The following is a 13,109-nucleotide window of genomic DNA, read 5'->3' as shown; positions in this document are numbered from 1 at the left end:
AGTTCCTTTGCAAAGAGAGTCACACGTGTTATCGGGTAATGAATGGGCCCCAAGTCGGTTCACGTATTTCCCCGTTCAGTACCGAAAGCGTTTGTCGCACGCGTCCATCGCTTGACACACCTGCCAGCACGCTACGGCCATTTTGGATGGCGGCGTAGAGCACTTGCATTCCGTTGGGCGCAAAGCTGGGCGACTGATCGTCACGACCATCAGTCAGCAAGGCTTCGGCACCAGTGGACAAGTTCAGAGATGCGATTCGAAACGCGCCGTCTCGTCTTGCAACGTACAGCAGCGTCGATCCATCGGGGGAAATTCGGGGTGAGATGTTGTAACCACCATTAAACGTGAGACGGCGTGCTTCGCCGCCTGTCGAGCCGGTCTGATAGATTTGCGGCCCGCCGCTGCGGTCACTCGTAAAGATAATGGAAGCGCCGTCGGGCGTAAAGCTCGGCTCGGTGTCAATCCCGGGAGAACGCGTAACTCGGCTCGGATTCGAGCCATCGGCCGCATTAACGACGTAAATTTGCGACAAACCGTCACGCGTCAGGGCGACAGCCAGCTTGCTGCCATCAGGCGACCAACCGGGGGCGCTGTTGTTGCCCTTGAAGTTGGCGACCGGTGCGCGGGCGCTGGTGGCCAGCGTGTGCACGTAGACGACGGGTTTGCCGGACTCGAAGCTCACGTAGGCGAGCTTGGCGCCATCGGGCGACCAGGACGGCGAAATGATCGGCTCGCGCGAGCGCAGGGCAACCTGCGGATTCTGGCCGTCGGCGTCAGCCACCTGCAGTTCGTACGTGGAACCCTTCTTCAGCACGTAAGCGATACGGGTCGAGAACACGCCGCGAACGCCGGTGATCTTTTCGTAGATGCGGTCGGCGATCTGGTGGGCCACGCGGCGCAGTTCCTGTTCGGTGCCCGAGAAGGCCACGCCGTCCAGCTGCGACTTCTTGACCGTGTCGGCCAGGCGATAGCGCACGTCGTAGCGGCCATCGGCGCCGCGGGTAATGCTGCCGTAGGCGATGAAATCGGCGCCCTTGCCGCGCCAGTCGTCGTGGGCGATCGGGGAATCGACGTTCAGGCCGGAGCCGGCCGCGTTGATCAGGCGGAACTGGCCGGTGCGGGTAAGGTCGGCGCGGATGACTTCGGCCAGCGCGCGGCCGTGGGTATCGTCAACGGCGAAGTCGGCGATAGCCACGGGGTATTGCGTGGCGCCGGTGCCGGAGATATCGACACGCAATTGTGCGTGGGCGGGCTTCACGGCCATCAGGCAGGCAAGCGCCACCATCAGCAGTCCGATTCCATACGCTCTCCAGAGCGCGAGAGTGGGTACTCGTCGACTATAAGCGGGAGTCATGTTCGTCAATCTCCTGTCAGTCATACATTCTGTAGACAACGTCAATAATGGGTTCGTAGCGGCCCGTCGAGGGCTTCGGGAACGGGTTGCAACGGCGGATGCCCGTCTCGACCGCGCGGTCGAAGCCGGAGTTGCCAGAAGAACTGGTCAACGTAACGCCATTCACCTTCCCGTCAGAACCTAACTGTACCCGGTATTGGGCGGTCGGATTTCCCGAGCCGCTGCGGGGCGGGGGCGGATACGCCACCCCGGGTTGCACGCAGGCGCGGACCTTGGCGCCGTAGCCGCTGTCGCGTCCGCCGCCCGCCTGATTGCGCTCGGCGGTGCCGCCCGGAATGCCGGCGGCGCCCAGGGCGTCGTTGCGGAACGCGTCCTTCAGCGCCTTGTCGGCGGCGGCCTTCTTGGCGGCGGCAGCCTTCTCGGCAGCCGCCTTTTCGGCGGCAGCTTTTTCAGCCGCAGCCTTTTCGGCAGCGGCCTTTTCCGCGGCAGCCTTTTCAGCAGCCGCCTTCTTGGCGGCTTCTTCCTTGGCCTTCTTCTCGGCAGTCGCCTTTTCAGCAGCGGCCTTCTCGGCTGCGGCCTTTTCAGCGGCGGCCTTCTCGGCGGCAGCTTTCTCCGCAGCCGCCTTCTGGGCGGCAGCCTTTTCAGCCGCGGCCTTTTCGGCAGCCGCCTTTTCGGCGGCCTGGCGTTCCTGTTCCAGGCGCTTCTTTTCCTTCAGTTCGGCCTGCTTGCGCTCTTCCTCGAGACGCGCCTTTTCCTTGGCGGCCTCGGCGGCTTCGCGTGCTTTCTCTTCCTGCTCGCGCTTTTTCTTGGCTTCCTGGATGGCGATCTCGGGATCGACTTCCTCGGTCTTGGCCTGAACTTGCGGTTCGGGCTCGGGAGGCGGCGGCGGGGGCGGCGGAGGAGGCGGCTCAGGCGTCTTTTCCGGCTCCGGCTCGGGCTGGGGCTTGGGTTGCGGCTTGGGCGGTTCGGGCTGGGGCGTGGGCGGCGGCGAGACGGGCGAATTGCCGTCTGCCCAGAGCTGCACCTGGACGGGGCCAGGGTTCTCGGTATGCCAGTTCACGCCAAAGATCAGGGCAACCAGCAGCAGCAGGTGCACCGCCACAGCCAGAATCAGCGAATTCCGGTTGTCGTTGTTGGGCGGGGTGGCCGGCGGGCCGCTGCGGTGTCGAATTATGGGTGGCGTCATGTGCGGTGCATGCCGGCCAGGCCGGCGGAGGGCGGCGCGTTAGCGTTTCTTGGCGGGGACGGGCTGGGAGGCGGCGCCGGACTGGTCCACCAGCAGGCCCAGGCGGGTGATGCCGTTGGTGCGCAGCTCGTCCATGACCTTCACGACCGTCTCGTAGGGCACCTTGCCGTCGGCGGCGATCACCACCGGCGTTTCCGCGGTAATGCGCGAACGCACCTGCGCGACCAGTTCGGGGCGCGCGATGTCCTGCATGGTGGCGCCGGCTTCGCGCATGCGCAGCGCGATCTTGCCGTCTTCCGAAATCTGGACTTCCAGGGGCTTGACCGGCACGTCGGAGGCGGCGCCCACCGACGGCAGCTGGATCAGTCCGGGCGTGATCAGGGGCGCGGTCACCATGAAGATGACCAGCAGCACCAGCATCACGTCGATGTACGGCACCACGTTGATGTCGGCCTTCATGCGGCGGCCGGACCTGCCGCGCGAGCTTACCGAGGGCATTAGCGCACCTGCCGTTGCAGAATGTTCAGGAATTCATCGACGAAGCTGTCGAAGCGGATCGAGATGCGGTCGATGTCATTCGTGAAGCGGTTGTAGGCAACCACGGCCGGGATGGCGGCGAACAGGCCGATCGCGGTGGCGATCAGCGCCTCGGCAATGCCGGGGGCCACCGAGGCCAGCGTGGCCTGCTGCATGTTCGACAGGCCGATGAAGGCGTGCATGATGCCCCAGACCGTGCCCAACAGGCCGATGTACGGGGACACCGAACCGGCGGACGCCAGGAAGTTGAGGTGGGATTCCAGCGAGTCCATTTCGCGCTGGTAGGCAGCGCGCATGGCGCGGCGCGGGCCGTCCAGCACGGCCGTGGCATCGCCGCTGGCGTTGCCGCGGCGGGCCTTCAGGAATTCGGTCATGCCGGCATCGAAGATGCGGGCGAGGGCGCCTTGCTCGTCGCGGCGCGAGGCCACGGCCTGCTGCAGCATCGACAGGTCGCCGCCCGACCAGAAGTCGTCTTCGAAGCGGCGCGTCTGGTCATGGGCCCGCTTGATGGCCATGCGCTTGGCGAAGATGTAGGTCCAGGACATGATCGAGATGCCCAACAGCATCAGCATGATGAGCTGGACCGGCACGCTGGCGTGCGAAATCAGCGAAAGCAACGACATGTCGTTGGTGACTTGCATGGTTATTCCTGAATGAATTCCAGTTTTGCGCGAATGTCAGCCGGCAACTCCGCCGGCCGCATGTGAACGGCATCGACGCAACAGACTTGGATGTTGCCTTCGGCAAGCAGTTCCCCGTTGCGCTCCGCGCGCTGCGCGAAGTGTATCGAAGCGCGGCCCAGTTTGGTGACTCGGCTGCGTATGGTAAGCAAATCGTCCAGTCTGGCCGGTTTGCGGTAGGACATGTCCAGGGCGCGGACAACGAACAGCCGTTGCTCGCTGGCGGCCAGTCCGGACTGGTTGACGCCAAGGTCCCGCAGCCATTCGGTGCGGGCCCGCTCCAGGAATTTCAAGTAGTTGGCGTAGAAAACCACCCCGCCGGCATCCGTGTCTTCGTAGTAGACGCGGACTTGCAGGGTGGATTCGGCGGACTTCGGGTCGGTCACGGTACTCAACAGATGATATGCGGGTCGGGACGCGGAAAGTCCGTAGTGGCTACAAGGTTAGAGCGTGTCGAGCTTGGTCAGCACGGCTTCAAGCGCGGACTCTACCGGAATCTTGGCCGCTTCGGTTTCCCGGCGGGCCTGCAATTCCACCACACCATCGTTCAGGCCGCGTTCTCCAACTGTTACACGCAGCGGCGCACCGATCAGTTCCCACTCGGCAAACATGACGCCGGGGCGGGCATCGCGGTCGTCCAACACGACATCAACGCCGCGCGCCAGCAGGGATTCATAGAGCTTTTGCGCGGTGTCACGCACCGTTTCACTTTTGCCCCAGCCCACCGGGCAGATCACGACCTCGAACGGCGCGAGCGCTCGGGGCCAGATGATGCCGCGCGCGTCGTGGTTCTGCTCGATGGCGGCGCCCACGATGCGGGTCACGCCGATCCCGTAGCAACCCATTTCCAGGACGGCGGGCTTGCCGGTTTCGTCCAGGAAGGTGGCCTTCAGGGCTTCGGAGTACTTCTTGCCCAGGTAGAAGACGTGGCCCACTTCGATGCCGCGCTGGATCGACAGCGTGCCCTTGCCGTCGGGCGAGGGGTCGCCGGCGACCACGTTGCGCAGGTCGGCCACGAGTTCGGGCTCGGGCAGGTCGCGGCCCCAGTTCACGCCCTGGGTGTGGAAATCTTCGCGGTTGGCGCCGCACACGAAATCGGCCATGTTGGCCACGGTGCGGTCGGCGATGACGTGGACCGGCTTGACCGTCTTGACCGGGCCCAGGTAGCCGGGCTTGCAGCCAAAGTATTCGACGATCTCGGTTTCGGTGGCAAAGCGGAAGCCCGACAGGCCCGGCAGCTTGCCCGCCTTGATTTCATTCAGTTCGTGGTCGCCGCGCAGCAGCAGCAGCCAGATGTCGACCTTGCCCTTTTCGCCGTCGGTGGCCAGGACGATCGACTTGATCGTGCGCTCCAGCGGAATGTCCAGCAGCTTGGCCACGTCCTCGCACTTGGCGGCGCCCGGCGTCGCGACGTCTTGCATCGTCTGGGCGGCAGCGGCACGGGTGGCGTACAGGCTGGGCGCCTCGGCCAGCTCGATGTTGGCGGCGTAGTCCGAGTCCGCGTTGTAGACCAGCAGGTCTTCGCCCGTGTCGGCGATCACCTGGAACTCATGGCTGCGCGTGCCGCCGATGGAACCCGTATCGGCCGCTACCGCGCGGAACTCCAGGCCCAGGCGGCCGAAGATGCGCATGTAGGCGGCGAACATGGTGTCGTAGCTCTTCTGGGCGCCGGCTTCGTCACGGTCGAAGGAATACGCGTCCTTCATCGTGAACTCGCGGCCGCGCATCAGGCCGAAGCGCGGACGGCGCTCGTCACGGAACTTGGTCTGAATGTGATAGAAGTTCAGCGGCAACTGGCGGTAGCTGTGGATTTCATTGCGCGCGATGTCCGTGATGACTTCCTCGGACGTCGGCTGCAGCACGAAATCGCGCTGGTGCCGATCCTTGATGCGCAGCAGTTCGGCGCCGTACTGCTCCCAGCGGCCGGATTCCTGCCAGAGTTCGGCCGGCTGCACCACGGGCATCAGCAGCTCGATGGCGCCCGCCGCGTTCATTTCTTCGCGGATGATCGCCTCGACCTTGCGGATGACCTTCAGGCCCAGCGGCATGTAGGTGTAGATGCCGCCCGCGAGCTTGCGGATCATGCCGGCGCGGGTCATCAGCTGGTGGCTGGCGACTTCCGCTTCGGACGGGGCTTCTTTGAGGGTGTTGATGTGGTAGTTGGATGCGCGCATGTTTAAAGGTGGCAGCAGATACGTATAATCGACCGTAATTGTATTGAATTCGGTGGGGGTGGCCCATGCTTGACCGCGAAGGCTACCGCCCCAATGTCGGCATCATTCTCGTCAACACTAGAAACGAGGTCTTTTGGGGCAAGCGTATCAGGGAACATGCGTGGCAGTTCCCCCAGGGCGGCATCAAGTATGGCGAAAGCCCGGTGCAGGCCATGTATCGCGAACTCCATGAAGAGGTGGGCCTGAAGCCCGAGCATGTCCGTATTTTGGGGCGTACACGCGATTGGTTACGTTATAACGTGCCCGATCACTTTGTCCGGCGTGAGTGGCGTGGCCACTATAAAGGACAAAAACAGATTTGGTTCTTGTTGCGCCTGGTGGGACGTGACAGTGATGTTTGCTTGCGCGCGACGCAGCATCCGGAATTCGACGCCTGGCGCTGGAGCCAGTACTGGGTTCCGCTGGATGCCGTCATCGAGTTCAAGCGAGACGTCTATACCCAGGCGTTGAACGAGTTGTCGGCTATCCTCTTTCGGCGCCATCACGAAACCCGCTACCTGCGCCAACGGGTGCATGGTCAGCGGGCTGCAGAGAATTTGCCCGAAGGAACGGACGGTCATGCGCATATTGTTGGTTGAAGACGAACGGGACATGGCGTCCTGGCTGATGCGCGCGCTCGCCCAGAGCGGGTTTGTGCCCGATCACGCGGCGGACGCGCGCACGGCCGAAGCCTTCATGGCGGGCACCGAATACGATGCCATCGTCATGGACTTGCGCCTGCCCGACAAGCATGGTCTGGTCGTCCTCCGGGAAATGCGCAACCGTGACGACCGCACGCCCGTCCTGCTCCTGACCGCGCAAGGTGCGCTGCAGGACCGTGTGCGCGGTCTGAACCTGGGCGCCGACGACTTCCTGACCAAGCCCTTCGCCCTCGAAGAACTCGAAGCGCGCTTGACCGCGCTCGTGCGCCGCAGCCGCGGCCGCCAGCATCCGCGCCTGCAGTGCGGCTCGCTGTCCTACGACAGCGAAAGCCGTGCGTTCACGCTGGACGGATCGCTGCTGTTCCTGACGCCGCGCGAACACGCCGCTCTGGCGGCGCTGCTGACGCGCAGCGGCTACCCGGTGGACAAGTCGCAATTGTTCGGCAAGGTCTTCACGCACGACAGCGAAGCCAATCCGGACGCCATCGAGGTCGTGCTGCACCGCCTGCGCAAGAAGCTGGCCGGCAGCGACGTGCGCATCGTGACCGTGCGCGGGCTGGGCTACATGCTGGAAAGCGTCGCCAGCGAGTCCGCGGAACCCTAAGTGAGCCTGCGGATTCCCGGACTGCCGCGCGTCGGCATCCGCGCGCTTCTCATCATCCTGCTGCTGCCCGGCGTGGTGGTGCTGCTGGTCATCGACAGCCTGAACGACTACCGCACCCTGGCCGAGATCACCAACGAAGCCTACGACAGCGCGCTGGTGGAACCCGCGCGGGTGCTTGAAAGCAGCCTGGAATTCACGCCGGACGGCAACCTGCAGGTTGCCACGCCGCTCTACGCGCAGGTCATGCTCGAATCGCGGGCGGGCCTGCGCAAGTATTTCCGCATCGAGGAAATCGATCCGCCCTTGCCCGACGGGGCGCCCGTGCCCCAGACGCAGGGCAAGACGCTGCTGGGCATGCCGGAGATGCCGCGCCCGCCGTCCTGGCCCCGGTCCAACGGCCAACCCATCTTCTACGACAGCGTGTACCGCAACGATCCCGTGCGGGTCGTTTCCGTGGTGCGCGATCTCTATTACCAGGGCCAGCATCGCCAGGTGCTGGTGGTCGTGGCCGAAAGCACCGGCAAGCGCATCGAGGCCGAGAACAATGCGCGGCGCCAGGAGATCCTGCGCGATTCACGCATGCTGGCGCTGGTCGTGCTGCTGGTCTGGTGGGGCGTGTCGTGGGCCTTGAAGCCGCTGCGCCGGCTGCAGGCCGACATCCGCGGACGCCGGCCGGACGACCTGACGCCGCTGGACGCCTCGCGCGTGCCCAGCGAAGTCGCTCCGCTCGTCGAAGCCGTCAATCACCACATCGCCCGCTACCGGCGGGTGCTGGACGAGCAATCGAACTTTCTTGCCGACGCCTCGCATCAATTGCGCACGCCGCTCGCCATCATGCTGACGCAGGCGCAATACACGCTGCGCGAACGCGATCCCGCGCGCGTGCGCGAGGGACTTCGCGCCATCGTCGACCAGCTCGGGCGCACGCGCCGGCTGACTGAACAGCTTTTGTCGCTGGCGCACGCAAACCAGGCCGGCCAGACCCCGCGCCAGTTGCTCGACATGAACGCGGTCTCGCGCGAAGTCGTCCTGCAGTACCTGCCGCTCGCGCATGAAAAACAGCAGGATCTGGGCTGGGTGCAGGCCGATGCCGAAGACGGCCAGGAGACGCCGGTGCCGGTGTCCGGCAACGAGGCCGAGCTGCACGAAGCCTTGTCCAATCTCGTGCACAACGCGATCCATTACGCGCCGGTCGGCGCTCAAATCACGGTCTCCGTCTGCCGTGTCGACAACAGGGTCGAGGTCGCCGTGTCCGACAATGGGCCGGGCCTTGATCCCGTCATGCGCACGCGCGCCTTCACACGGTTCGAGCGCGTGGGTACGGACAAGCCGGTGACCTCTTCCGGTTCCGGCCTGGGCCTGGGCATCGCGCGCGCCTACGCCCGGCGCAACGAGGGTGACATCGAACTGCGCGATGGCGAGCCCAACGACCAGGGCGGCGTCGGCCTCGCGTCGGTGCTGTGGCTGCCGCTGGCGCCCACCGTGTCGCAGTATCCGCGGCCCGCCGAGGTCCAGCTCAAGGGCGATCAATAACCGGGCGGTCAATAACCGGGCGATCAATAAGGCGGCGCTCCCCAGCGCCTTCCTCGACGCTCAATCCATCAAGGTCCGCTTCCCCACTACCCGCTTTTTTCGCGCCTTTGCGCATGCCGATCAGGGATAACCCCCGGATTCAGGAATGCGACAGCGCATAGAAAGCGGATTAGCAGCTTCCTTCCGTAATCTGCGATCCGGCCTGTCGTCAGGGGCCGGGCGCTGTCCGCTTCGTGCAGCGCATGAAAGGCCGGCGCTGTCCGGCACAAGGAAGGAGGACGGAAGTGAAAAAGACAATCAACAGAAAGGACTATTACGGCGGCGCGCTGATGGTCCTTATCGGCATGGCCGCGATCTATGGCGGCACCGACTACCACATCGGCTCGCTCAGCCACATGGGTCCGGGATTCTTCCCCGCGGCGCTCGGCGGCCTGCTGGCGCTCACCGGCCTGCTGATCGCGATGTCGGCGCGCTCGGCCGAACCCTCGGCCCCGGCGCCCGCCGAAGGCCATCCCACCGGCATGCCGGACATCCGCGGCAGCGTCTGCATCCTGCTCGGCATCCTGGCTTTCCTGCTGCTGGGCCATTACGGCGGCCTGCTGCCCGCCACGTTCGCCATCGTTTTCATCTCGGCGTTGGGCGACCGCAAGAACACGATCAAACAGGCCATCCTGCTGTCGATCGCCATGTCCGCGATCGCGGTCGTCGTTTTCTGGTGGGCGCTGCAACTGCAGCTTCCGCTGTTCCGCTGGGGTTGATGCGCCATGATTTCTCAAGCTTTGGTAGACCTTTGGTACGGCTTCGGCGTCGCGTTCCAATGGCACAACCTGATGTGGTCGTTCTTCGGCGTGCTGGTGGGCAACCTCATCGGTGTGCTGCCCGGCATGGGCGCGCTGTCCGCGATCTCCATCCTCCTGCCGCTGACCTACGTCATGCAGCCCGTGCCCGCCATCCTGATGCTGGCCGGCATTTTCTACGGCTCGCAGTACGGCGGCGCCATCGGCGCCATCCTGCTCAACCTGCCTTCGCACCCGCCGCACGCGGTCACGTGTCTTGATGGTTATCCATTGACCAAGCAGGGCAAGGGCGGGACAGCGCTCGGCATCACGATGATCTGCTCGTTCTTCGCGGCATCGGTCGGTATCATCGTCATGATCTTTGCCTCGCCGCTGCTGGTGGAAGTCGCGTTCAAGTTCGGCCCGACCGAGATCTTCTCGATCATGCTGCTGGGCCTCTTGGCGGGCGCCACCATGTCGCGTGGCTCGCCGCTTAAAGGCGTGGCGATGACGCTGTTCGGCCTGATGTGCGGCGTGGTCGGCACCGACGTGAACACCGGCACGATCCGGTTTTCGTTCGGCCTGCTCGACCTGTCCGACGGCCTTGAACTGGTCGCGATCTCGATGGGGCTGTTCGGCGTTGCCGACTTCCTGATGAGCGTGAACCGCATGACCATCATCGGCAGCGGCGCCAAGCTGCGACTGCGCGACATGCGGCCCAGCAAGCAGGAGCTGAAGACCGCCTTCTGGCCCATGGTGCGCGGCACGGCCGTCGGCACGCTGTTCGGCGCCATGCCCGGCACCGGCCCGACCATCACCACCTTCGTCGCCTACGCGCTGGAACGCAAGGTCTCCAAGACGCCCGAGAAGTTCGGCACCGGCATGATCGCCGGCGTGGCATCGCCCGAAGCATCGTCCCATTCGAAGACGCAGGTCGACTTCATCCCGACGATGAGCCTGGGCATTCCGGGCGACGCCGTGATGGCGCTGATCCTGGGCGCGCTGCTGATCCAGGGCATCCAGCCCGGCCCGCAGCTCATCACCGAGCATCCGGACATCTTCTGGGGCCTCATCGCCAGCTTCTGGGTCGGCAACGTGCTGCTCATGGTGCTGAACGTGCCGCTCATCGGCGTGTGGGTCAAGCTGCTGCAGGTGCCGTACCGCTACCTCTTTCCCTCGGCGTTGTTCTTCATCGCGGTGGGCGTGTACAGCACGCAGAACAGTCTCTTCCAGATCTGGGAAGTGCTGGCATTCGGCGTGATTGGCGCGGTCCTGATGACGCTGGAGTTCTCGGTGGCGCCCATCCTTCTGGGCTTCGTGCTCGGCCCCATGGTCGAAGAGAATTTCCGCCGCGCGCTGCTGCTGTCGCGCGGTGACCTGGCGGTGTTCGTCGAACGTCCGATCAGCGCATGGTTCATCGGCGCCAGCGCCTTGCTGATCGCGCTGCAGGTATGGGCCTTCCTGCGTCGCAACAAGGGCAAGAACAAGCCTCAGCTGCCGCAGACGGCCTGATCCCTCGGCTTGCTTCTGGCACACGCGGCCCGGCTTTTGCCGGGCCGTTTGATTTGTACGGCGGCATCCCTCATGCTTGGGGTTTTCATCGCCCGCGCACTGCCACCATGCACATTCTCTTTGCTTGTCCCCATCACGATCCTGACGCCTGGGTGCCTCGCCTCGAGGCCGCCATGCCCGGTTGCCGTATTTCGGTTTGGAATCCCGACGGCCCGCCGTCTGGTGCCGAGGTCGCGCTGGTCTGGCGTCCGCCGGCCCAGCTCTTCCAGCACGAAACCGGTTTGCAAACCCTCTTCAATCTGGGCGCGGGCGTCGATGCCTTGCTCAAGATGCCGGAGATCCCGGCCCACGTTCGCATCGTGCGTCTCGAAGACGCCGGCATGGCCGTGCAGATGGCCGAATACGCGCTGTATGCGCTGCTGCGCGTCTCGCGCGATTTCGAAGCCTTCGACCAGGCGCAGGCACGCCAGCATTGGGACACCCGCGAGGGCACCCGGCAGGCGGACTGGCCCGTGGGCGTTCTCGGGTTGGGGCAGGTCGGTGCGCGCGTTGCGCAAACCCTGGCCGAATTCGGCTATCCCGTGGCCGGCTGGTCGCGCTCGCCGCGCGAGATCCCGGGTGTTGAATCCTTCGCTGGCGAGGCCGCCTTGCCGGCCTTCTTGGGCCGCACGCGTTTTCTGGTCAACGTGCTGCCGCTGACGCCCGACACGCAAGGCATCCTCAACCGCGAAACGCTGTCGCAGCTGCTGCCTGACGCGCATCTGGTCAACGTGGGACGCGGCGAGCATCTGGTCGAAGACGATCTGGTGCAGATGCTCGAAGAGGGCGAAATCGCGGGCGCCACGCTCGACGTCTTCCGCACCGAACCGCTGCCGAAAGACCACCCGTTCTGGCACGACCCGCGCGTCCATGTCACGCCACATATCGCCGCGCGCACGCTGCGCGACGAAAGCATCGAACAGATCGCGGGTAAGGTCGCGCAACTGATGCGCGGCGAATCCATCACCGGCGTCGTGGAGCGCTCGCGCGGCTACTGAGGCGCGGGCGTCACGGCTTTCTCCAGCCGCTCGTACATCGAGGGCAGGCGCTGCGACAGGAAATCCAGCAGCGTCCGAACGGCGGGCATCATGCCCCGCCGTGACGGATAGATGCAGTGCACGATGCCCTCGGGCGATTGCCATTGCGGCAGCACCGGCACCAACTGCCCGCGGCGCAGTTCCTCCTGCGTGGCGATCGACGGCAGCAACGCGATGCCGCGTCCGCGCACGGCCGCTTCCGTCAGCACGATGAAGTCGTTGCACGACAGTTGCGGCTTCAGTTCGATCTGCACCTCCTCGCCCTTGTCATTGCGCAGCGGCCATCGCACTTCGTTTTGCGGATCGCTGAAGCTCAGCGTCACGTGCGACGCCAGGTCCTGCGGCGTATCCGGCGCGCCGTGGCGCTGCAGATATCCCGGACTGGCCACCAGCGTGCCGCGCGCCGTGCCCAGGTGCCGGACAACCAGTTCCGCGTCTGTGTCGAGCTTCGTGCGCACCCGCAGCGCCAGGTCCACGCCTTCGCGGATCAGGTCCACCCGCCGGTTGGTCACCAGCAATTGCACCGAGATCGCGGGCCATGCATCCAGGAATTCCGGCAGCAGCGGGGCCAGCACGTCCTGCGCGATCGACACGGGGCAGCTCACGATCACCGGCCCGGTCGGCTCCGCCTGCAACTGCCGCATCGCGTCGTCCGCCGCGCGCGCCGATGCGGCCATCTCCCGGCAGTAATGCAGATAGCGCTCGCCGGCGGACGTCAGCCGAAGCCGGCGGGTGGTGCGCTGTAGAAGACGCACCCCCAGGCTTTCTTCCAGGTGGGAGATACGGCGGGATAGACGGGATTTCGGAATGTCCAGCGCGCGCGCTGCGGCGCTGAAGCCTCCTTGCTCGACGACTTGCGAGAAGTAGTAGAGGTCATTGAGATCTTGCATGATTGTTCTATGTTTGGAACGAACAGTTCATCATACCCGTATTTATGTATTCAATCGGTCCTACTACAGTGTCGCCATGCACAACG

General features: G+C 64.8%; 13 protein-coding genes. 6 read left to right on the top strand and 7 right to left on the bottom strand.

What is annotated here, in order from left to right:
- Positions 1-28 precede the first annotated feature (28 nt).
- Genes tolB through KW836_RS00120 form a run of 6 tightly spaced genes read right to left on the bottom strand, consistent with a single transcriptional unit; the run spans position 29 to position 5,931 of the window.
- The gene (tolB, locus tag KW836_RS00145) at positions 29-1,354 is read right to left on the bottom strand and encodes a Tol-Pal system beta propeller repeat protein TolB (RefSeq protein ID WP_218342126.1); all 1,326 of its coding nucleotides are present in this window, start codon (positions 1,352-1,354) and stop codon (positions 29-31) included.
- A 16-nt stretch (positions 1,355-1,370) separates the two neighbouring features.
- Positions 1,371-2,540, bottom strand: a complete 1,170-nt coding sequence (gene tolA / locus KW836_RS00140; RefSeq protein WP_218342125.1) for a cell envelope integrity protein TolA — start codon at positions 2,538-2,540, stop codon at positions 1,371-1,373.
- A 39-nt stretch (positions 2,541-2,579) separates the two neighbouring features.
- Positions 2,580-3,038 carry a protein TolR gene (gene tolR, locus KW836_RS00135; RefSeq protein ID WP_105237338.1) on the bottom strand — a complete coding sequence of 153 codons (459 nt, stop codon included), beginning with the start codon at positions 3,036-3,038 and terminating at the stop codon, positions 2,580-2,582.
- Positions 3,038-3,718: a protein TolQ gene (tolQ, locus tag KW836_RS00130; protein ID WP_056564211.1), complete on the bottom strand. Its 681-nt coding sequence runs from the start codon at positions 3,716-3,718 to the stop codon at positions 3,038-3,040. Before tolQ ends, tolR begins: the two co-directional genes overlap by 1 nt.
- Positions 3,719-3,720: 2 nt before the next feature.
- Positions 3,721-4,143, bottom strand: a complete 423-nt coding sequence (gene ybgC / locus KW836_RS00125) for a tol-pal system-associated acyl-CoA thioesterase (RefSeq protein WP_056564208.1) — start codon at positions 4,141-4,143, stop codon at positions 3,721-3,723.
- A gap of 57 nt (positions 4,144-4,200) precedes the next feature.
- Positions 4,201-5,931: a proline--tRNA ligase gene (locus KW836_RS00120; protein ID WP_175125352.1), complete on the bottom strand. Its 1,731-nt coding sequence runs from the start codon at positions 5,929-5,931 to the stop codon at positions 4,201-4,203.
- Positions 5,932-5,996: 65 nt separating this feature from the next.
- Between KW836_RS00120 and KW836_RS00115 the strand changes: the two genes are divergently transcribed.
- The 6 genes from KW836_RS00115 to KW836_RS00090 all read left to right on the top strand — a co-directional run bounded on the left by KW836_RS00115 (position 5,997) and on the right by KW836_RS00090 (position 12,094).
- Complete coding sequence (locus tag KW836_RS00115) at positions 5,997-6,569, top strand: RNA pyrophosphohydrolase (RefSeq protein WP_056327909.1); 573 nt, start codon at positions 5,997-5,999, stop codon at positions 6,567-6,569.
- Positions 6,550-7,236, top strand: a complete 687-nt coding sequence (locus tag KW836_RS00110; protein WP_056327910.1) for a response regulator — start codon at positions 6,550-6,552, stop codon at positions 7,234-7,236. The genes KW836_RS00115 and KW836_RS00110 overlap by 20 nt, the downstream gene beginning before the upstream one ends.
- Positions 7,237-8,769: a sensor histidine kinase gene (locus KW836_RS00105; RefSeq protein ID WP_218342123.1), complete on the top strand. Its 1,533-nt coding sequence runs from the start codon at positions 7,237-7,239 to the stop codon at positions 8,767-8,769.
- A gap of 329 nt (positions 8,770-9,098) precedes the next feature.
- Positions 9,099-9,527 carry a tripartite tricarboxylate transporter TctB family protein gene (locus tag KW836_RS00100; RefSeq protein WP_175139138.1) on the top strand — a complete coding sequence of 143 codons (429 nt, stop codon included), beginning with the start codon at positions 9,099-9,101 and terminating at the stop codon, positions 9,525-9,527.
- Positions 9,528-9,533: 6 nt separating this feature from the next.
- Positions 9,534-11,057, top strand: a complete 1,524-nt coding sequence (locus KW836_RS00095) for a tripartite tricarboxylate transporter permease (protein WP_175139058.1) — start codon at positions 9,534-9,536, stop codon at positions 11,055-11,057.
- Between the two features lie 107 nt (positions 11,058-11,164).
- Entirely contained in the window at positions 11,165-12,094 is a 930-nt protein-coding gene (locus KW836_RS00090; protein ID WP_175139057.1) for a glyoxylate/hydroxypyruvate reductase A, read from the top strand.
- On the opposite strand, the gene KW836_RS00085 is transcribed toward KW836_RS00090, so the two are convergent.
- Entirely contained in the window at positions 12,088-13,023 is a 936-nt protein-coding gene (locus KW836_RS00085; RefSeq protein ID WP_175125345.1) for a LysR family transcriptional regulator, read from the bottom strand. The two genes, KW836_RS00090 and KW836_RS00085, sit on opposite strands and share 7 nt — an antisense overlap.
- Positions 13,024-13,109 lie beyond the last annotated feature (86 nt).

Source organism: Achromobacter sp. ACM05, from assembly GCF_019218915.1.
GTDB lineage: Bacteria > Pseudomonadota > Gammaproteobacteria > Burkholderiales > Burkholderiaceae_B > Achromobacter > Achromobacter animicus.
This window is presented reverse-complemented; position numbering and strand designations above follow the sequence as displayed.

Excerpts from the sequence above, each read along its gene's own strand:
- tolB (WP_218342126.1), bottom strand. The coding sequence starts at position 1,354 with ATGACTCCCGCTTATAGTCGACGAGTACCCACTCTCGCGCTCTGGAGA.
- tolA (WP_218342125.1), bottom strand. The coding sequence starts at position 2,540 with ATGACGCCACCCATAATTCGACACCGCAGCGGCCCGCCGGCCACCCCG.
- tolR (WP_105237338.1), bottom strand. The coding sequence starts at position 3,038 with ATGCCCTCGGTAAGCTCGCGCGGCAGGTCCGGCCGCCGCATGAAGGCC.
- tolQ (WP_056564211.1), bottom strand. The coding sequence starts at position 3,718 with ATGCAAGTCACCAACGACATGTCGTTGCTTTCGCTGATTTCGCACGCC.
- KW836_RS00120 (WP_175125352.1), bottom strand. The coding sequence starts at position 5,931 with ATGCGCGCATCCAACTACCACATCAACACCCTCAAAGAAGCCCCGTCC.
- KW836_RS00115 (WP_056327909.1), top strand. The coding sequence starts at position 5,997 with ATGCTTGACCGCGAAGGCTACCGCCCCAATGTCGGCATCATTCTCGTC.
- KW836_RS00110 (WP_056327910.1), top strand. The coding sequence starts at position 6,550 with ATGCGCATATTGTTGGTTGAAGACGAACGGGACATGGCGTCCTGGCTG.
- KW836_RS00100 (WP_175139138.1), top strand. The coding sequence starts at position 9,099 with ATGGTCCTTATCGGCATGGCCGCGATCTATGGCGGCACCGACTACCAC.
- KW836_RS00095 (WP_175139058.1), top strand. The coding sequence starts at position 9,534 with ATGATTTCTCAAGCTTTGGTAGACCTTTGGTACGGCTTCGGCGTCGCG.
- KW836_RS00090 (WP_175139057.1), top strand. The coding sequence starts at position 11,165 with ATGCACATTCTCTTTGCTTGTCCCCATCACGATCCTGACGCCTGGGTG.
- KW836_RS00085 (WP_175125345.1), bottom strand. The coding sequence starts at position 13,023 with ATGCAAGATCTCAATGACCTCTACTACTTCTCGCAAGTCGTCGAGCAA.